The organism is Duganella rhizosphaerae, assembly GCF_040364205.1.
Lineage (GTDB): Bacteria > Pseudomonadota > Gammaproteobacteria > Burkholderiales > Burkholderiaceae_D > Rugamonas > Rugamonas rhizosphaerae.
In genome coordinates, this window is record NZ_BPWK01000070.1 from 1 (window position 1) to 734 (window position 734).

A 734-nucleotide genomic window follows, 5' to 3' on the forward strand; every position below is an offset into this window, starting at 1 on the left:
CCACCGCCTCGCGCACCCCGGCGCAGGCGGCCAGCGCCGCCTCGATTTCGCCCAGTTCGATGCGGAAGCCGCGGATCTTGACCTGGAAGTCGTTGCGGCCCAGGTATTCGACATTGCCATCGTCCAGGAAGCGCGCCAGGTCGCCCGTCTTGTACATCTTCGCTTCGGCCACGCCGGCGAACGGATCGGGAACGAAGCGTTCCGCCGTCAGTTCCGGTCGATGCAGATAACCGCGCCCCACTTGCACGCCGCCGATATACAGCTCGCCGGCCACGCCCAGCGGAACCGGACGCATCGCCTCATCAAGCAGGTAGACGCGGGTGTTGGCGATCGGCCGCCCGATCGGCACCGTGGCGCGCGTATCGCCCGCCACGCTGGTCCAGGCCGTGACATCGACCGCCGCCTCGGTGGGGCCATACAAATTGTAGAGCTGCGCACCCGGCAGGCCGCCATGCAGGCGCTGCGCCAGCGCCGCCGGCAAGGCCTCGCCGCTACACACCACCCGCGTCACGCTGCCGCAAACGCTCAACTGCGCGTGTTCCAGGAACACCTGCAGCATCGACGGCACGAAGTGCAGCGTCGTGACGCCTTCCCGTGCGATGGTCTCGCTCAGATACGCCGGATCCTTGTGTCCCTGCGCCCTGGCCATCACCAGCCGCGCGCCGCAGCTGAGCGGCCAGAAGAATTCCCACACCGATACGTCAAAGCTGAACGGCGTCTTTTGCAGCACCACG

General features: G+C 67.3%; 1 protein-coding gene. It reads right to left on the minus strand.

The window, feature by feature from the left end; translation table 11 throughout:
• A partial coding sequence (locus RUGAMON1_RS32635) for an AMP-binding protein (RefSeq protein ID WP_445234423.1) occupies positions 1 to 734 on the minus strand: 734 nt, incomplete at both ends.